This is a genomic window from Amycolatopsis kentuckyensis (assembly GCF_002155975.1).
Classification (GTDB): Bacteria; Actinomycetota; Actinomycetes; order Mycobacteriales; family Pseudonocardiaceae; genus Amycolatopsis; species Amycolatopsis kentuckyensis.
The window spans coordinates 1-4572 of sequence record NZ_MUMI01000459.1 but is presented as its reverse complement, the minus strand read 5'-3'; the positions used below and the strand labels follow the sequence as shown (position 1 = coordinate 4572).

Sequence of the window (4572 nt, the reverse complement as noted above, 5' to 3'; positions counted from 1 at the left end):
GCGGCGCGGAAGCTCTTCTTGGTCGTCCACGGGTTGCTCGCGCCGCCCTTGACCGTCGGGTCGCTGGCCGAGATCAGGCACTCGACGCCTTCGACGACGCCGATCCCGGTCACCAGGCTCGCGCCGACGCGGTAGTCGGTGCCCCAGGCGGCCAGCGGCGACAGCTCCAGGAACGGCGAGTCCTCGTCGAGCAGCAGCTCGATCCGCTCCCGGGCCAGCAGCTTGCCGCGCTTGCGGTGCCGTTCGACGTACTTCTCGCCGCCGCCGGCGACGGCCTTGGCGTGCTCGGCGTCGATCTCGGCGAGCTTCTCCAGCATCGCCTCGCGGTTCGCGCCGAACTCGGCGGCCCGCGTGTCCACTGTGGACCTCAGAGCAGTCACGAGGTGTATCCCAATCGCTTCGCGGCCAGGCCGGTGAGGATCTCGGTGGTGCCGCCGCCGATGCCGAGGATCCGGACGTCGCGGTAGTGCCGCTCCACTTCGGACTCGCGCATGTAGCCGAGCCCGCCGTACAGCTGGACGGCCTCGCTGACCACCTGCTCGGCGGCCTCGACGGCGGTGTTCTTGGCGAAACAGGCTTCGGCGATGACTTCCTCGCCCGAGACGTGCCGGATCGCGGCGTGGCGGGTGTAGGTGCGGGCGACGTCGATCTTCCGCGCCATTTCGGTGAGCTTGTGCTGCACGACCTGCCGCGAGATGAGCGGCCGGCCGAAGGTCTCGCGCAGGCGGCACCAGTCCAGCGTCAGGTCGAGCGCGCGCTGGGCGTGCGCGTACGCCTGCACGGCGAGGGACAGCCGTTCGGTGACGAACTGGGTGGCCACCTGTGCGAAGCCGCTGTTCTCGGTGCCGACGAGGTTCTCGACCGGCACCCGGACGTCCACGTAGGACAGTTCGGCGGTGTCGGAGCAGAGCCAGCCCATCTTGTCGAGCTTGCGGCTCACCGTGAAGCCCGGCGTCCCGCGTTCGACGACGATCAGCGAGAGCCCGTGCGCGCCGTCGCCGCCGGTGCGCACCACCGTCGTCACGAAGTCGGCCCGGCAGCCGGAGGTGATGAACGTCTTGGCGCCGTTGACGACGTATTCGTCGCCCTCGCGGACCGCCGTGGTACGGATGCCGGCGACGTCGGACCCGCCGTCCGGTTCGGTGACGGCGAGGGAACCGATCTTGTCGCCCCGGAGGGTGGGCCGGACCCAGCGTTCGATCTGCACGGGGTCGCCCGCTTCGGCGATGTGCGGCACGGCGATGCCGCACGTGAACAGCGACGCGAACAGCCCGCCGGAGCCGCCCGCGTAGTGCATTTCCTCGGCGACGACCAGCGCGTCGAGGTAGTTGCCGTCGCCCCCGCCGATCTCTTCGGGGAAGGCCACCCCGAGCAGGCCGAGGTCACCGGCCTTGCGGTGCAGGTCGCGGGGCAGCTCGCCGTCGCGCTCCCAGTCGTCGAGGTGCGGGAGGACCTCCTGCTCGACGAACTTCCGCACGGTCTTGCGCAGTTCGGCCCGTTCGGGCGTCCGGAAGGGGTCGGTCACCGCAGGCCCTCCGGCACGTCGATCTCCCGCGACCGCAGCCACTCGCCGAGGGCCTTGGCCTGCGGGTCGAACCGGGCCTGCGACGCGACGCCCTCGCCGAGGATGCCTTCGACGACGAAGTTCATCGCCCGCAGGTTCGGCAGCAGGTAGCGCGTCACCGGCAGCTCCGCGGTCTCGGGCAGCAGCCGCTGGAACTCGGCGACGGTCAGCCGGTGCACCAGCCACCGCCAGGCTTCTTCGGACCGCACCCAGACGCCGACGTTGGCGTTGCCGCCCTTGTCGCCGCTGCGCGCCCCGGCGATCGTGCCCAGGGGCACCCGCCGCATCGGGCCGTGGCCGAGCGGTTCGGGCAAGGCCGGTTCGTCCACTTCGGTCAGGTCCTGAGTGGACATCGAAGGCGCTATGTCGACACGCATCCCGTCCGGCAGCACGGCGACGTGCGGAACCTCCTCCGCGGCGACGTAGGCCGCGGTGTAGACGCCGTACGGCGAGGCCTCCGACGGCGGCGCGATCACGTGGAAGCCGGGGTAGCTGGCCAGGGCGAGTTCGACGGCGGCGCCGGTGAACGCGCGCCCGGCGACCTTGGGGTCGGCGTCCTTCACGGCCACGTGCAGCAGCGCGCTCGCGGTCTGCTCGGTGTCGGCGTCCCGGTGGTCGGTGCGGGCGAGGGTCCAGCGGACGTCGGCGGGCGGCCGGTCCTTCAGGGACGCCTCGAGCTGTTCCCGCACCAGCGCGGCTTTCGCTTCGATGTCGAGTCCGGTGAGGACGAACGTCGTCTCGTTGCGGAACCCGCCGAGGGTGTTGAGGGCGACCTTCAGCGTCGGCGGCGGCGCTTCCCCGCGGACGCCGGAGATGCGGACGCGGTCGGGGCCGTCTTCGGTCAGCGACAGCGTGTCGAACCGGGTCGTGACGTCCGGCCCGGCGTACCGCGCACCGGTGATCTCGTACAGCAGCTGGGCGGTGACGGTGCCCGCGTTCACCACGCCTCCGGTGCCCGGGTGCTTGGTGATGACGCTGGAGCCGTCGGCTTCGATCTCGGCGATCGGGAAGCCGGGGACGCCGAGGGTGTGCTCGGTGAAGAAGGCGTAGTTGCCGCCGGTGGCCTGGGCCCCGCACTCGATGACGTGCCCGGCGGCGACCGCGCCGGCCAGGGCGTCGAAGTCGTCACGGGCCCAGCCGTAGTGCGCGGCGGCCGGCCCGACGACGACGGAGGCGTCGGTGACGCGGCCGGTGACGACGACGTCGGCGCCCGCGTTCAGGCACTCGGCGATGCCCCAGGCACCGAGGTAGGCGTTGGCGGTCAACGGTTTCCCGAGGTTCAGTTCGTCGGCGCGGGCCACCAGGTCGTCGCCCTCGACGTGCGCGATCCTGACGTCGAGGCCGAGCTTGGCCGCGAGCTCGCGGAGCGCGTCCGCCAGCCCGGCCGGGTTGAGCCCGCCCGCGTTGGTGACGATCTTGACGCCCTTTTCCCGCGCCAGACCGAGGTTCTCCTCCATCTGGCGCAGGAAGGTCTTGGCGTAGCCGCGGTTCGCGTCCTTCATCCGGTCGCGGCCGAGGATGAGCATGGTCAGCTCGGCGAGGTAGTCGCCGGTGAGGACGTCCAGCGGTCCCCCGGTGATCATCTCGCGCACGGCGGAGAAGCGGTCGCCGTAGAAGCCGGACGCGTTGCCGATGCGATACGTCATGCGAACTGCCCCGGCTTCCGGCCGTTCCCGGGCGGACCGGCGAAGGCCTGCGCGATGCCGAGCCACTCCTCGACGTCGGGCCCGTGGGCGACCAGATCGGTGTCGGCCGGGTGCCGCCGCTGGGTGACGACGAGACAGAAGTCCAGCGCGGTGCCGGTGAGCTTCTGTTCGGCGTCCTCGGGGCCGAACGCCCAGGTGGAGCCGTCGGGTGCGACGAGCTCGACGCGGAACTCCTCGGCCGGCGGCGCGAGCGAGTGGACCTTGTAGGCGAAGTCGCGGGTCCGGGTCCCGAAGCGGGCGATGTGCCAGAGGCGGGCGGTCGGCTCGCGGGTCAGGCCGAGTGCGTCGAAGACGTCCTGGCCGTGCGCCCAGGTCTCCATCATCCGCGCGGTCGCCATCGAGGCGGCGCTCATCGGCGGCCCGTACCAGGGCAGTTTCTGCCCGTCCGGCCCCGCGGCGAGCGCCTGGGCCAGTGCGGCGCGCGCTTCCCGCCAGTCTTCGAGGATCTCCCGCGGCGGCCGCTGCGCCCCGGCGGCGGCGCCGTCGTCGACGTAGGTCTCGCCGGCTTTGAGGAGCTCTTCGACCTCGGCCTGCCAGTTCTCCGGGTGCGCGGCCGCGATCAGGGCCTTGCGATCGGTCCAGGCCAGGTGCGCGATCTGGTGCGCGACCGTCCACCCCTCGGCGGGTGTCGCGCGCGCCCAGTCGGCCGCGGGCAGCGCCGCCACCACGTCGTCGATCGTCCGTGTCTCCGCGTCGAGATCCCCGAGGATCACGCCGAGATCCGCCATCGCCCGCCTCCTTGCGTCCGGCAGCCAGCGTGACACCGGTCCGGAGAAAAATCAAGCACGCCTGATTGTTTTGCGCCGAGCGCTGCGGCCGCACTATTGACATCTTGCCAGTAGCGTCCGGCTGCAATAGCTTCGTCGCATGGCCGACTACGCCGAGATCACCTATGCCGTCGCGGACCGGATCGCCACGGTCACGCTGAACCGCCCCGAAGCGCGCAACGGCTACACGATCCGGATGGCCGACGAGCTCGGGGCCGCGATGGACCGCGCCGATCGCGACGAGGACGTCCGGGTCGTCGTGCTGACCGGCGCCGGGAAGGACTTCTGCGTCGGGGCCGATCTCTCACAAGGCGGCTTCGACTTCGATCCGTCGACCGGCCCGGACGCGGCGTGGCAGGAGCCCGCCGGCCGGTGCTCGAAGCGGATCTTCACCATGAACAAGCCCGTGATCGCCGCCCTGCACGGGGCCGCCGTCGGCGGCCCCGTGCAGGGCGGCGATCACGGGCTTGTTCATGGTGAAGATCCGCTTCGAGCACCGGCCGGCGGGCTCCTGCCACGCCGCGTCCGGGCCTGT

General features: G+C 71.6%; 5 protein-coding genes. 1 reads left to right on the top strand and 4 read right to left on the bottom strand.

Annotation, left to right across the window (positions count from 1 at the left end; genetic code table 11):
• The 4 genes from CCN39_RS36760 to CCN39_RS36745 form a co-directional block, all read right to left on the bottom strand.
• The coding region (locus CCN39_RS36760; RefSeq protein ID WP_279629606.1) for a carboxyl transferase domain-containing protein at nt 1-380 on the bottom strand (380 nt) is incomplete at its 3' end.
• A complete protein-coding gene (locus tag CCN39_RS36755; RefSeq protein WP_086849960.1) occupies nt 377-1525 on the bottom strand; it encodes an acyl-CoA dehydrogenase family protein in 1149 nt (382 codons plus the stop codon). The genes CCN39_RS36755 and CCN39_RS36760, both read right to left, overlap by 4 nt.
• Nucleotides 1522-3210, bottom strand: coding sequence for an acyclic terpene utilization AtuA family protein (locus CCN39_RS36750; RefSeq protein WP_086849958.1), 1689 nt, complete (start codon nt 3208-3210; stop codon nt 1522-1524). The genes CCN39_RS36755 and CCN39_RS36750 overlap by 4 nt, the downstream gene beginning before the upstream one ends.
• On the bottom strand, nt 3207-3998 hold the full coding sequence (locus tag CCN39_RS36745; RefSeq protein ID WP_086849957.1) for a TIGR03084 family metal-binding protein: 792 nt from the start codon (nt 3996-3998) through the stop codon (nt 3207-3209). Before CCN39_RS36745 ends, CCN39_RS36750 begins: the two co-directional genes overlap by 4 nt.
• A 139-nt stretch (nt 3999-4137) precedes the next feature.
• On the opposite strand from CCN39_RS36745, the gene CCN39_RS36740 reads away from it, so the two are divergent.
• Nucleotides 4138-4572: enoyl-CoA hydratase-related protein (locus CCN39_RS36740; protein WP_244211164.1), on the top strand; the 435-nt coding region annotated here is incomplete at its 3' end.

Excerpts from the sequence above, each read along its gene's own strand:
- CCN39_RS36750 (WP_086849958.1), bottom strand. The coding sequence starts at position 3,210 with ATGACGTATCGCATCGGCAACGCGTCCGGCTTCTACGGCGACCGCTTC.
- CCN39_RS36745 (WP_086849957.1), bottom strand. The coding sequence starts at position 3,998 with ATGGCGGATCTCGGCGTGATCCTCGGGGATCTCGACGCGGAGACACGG.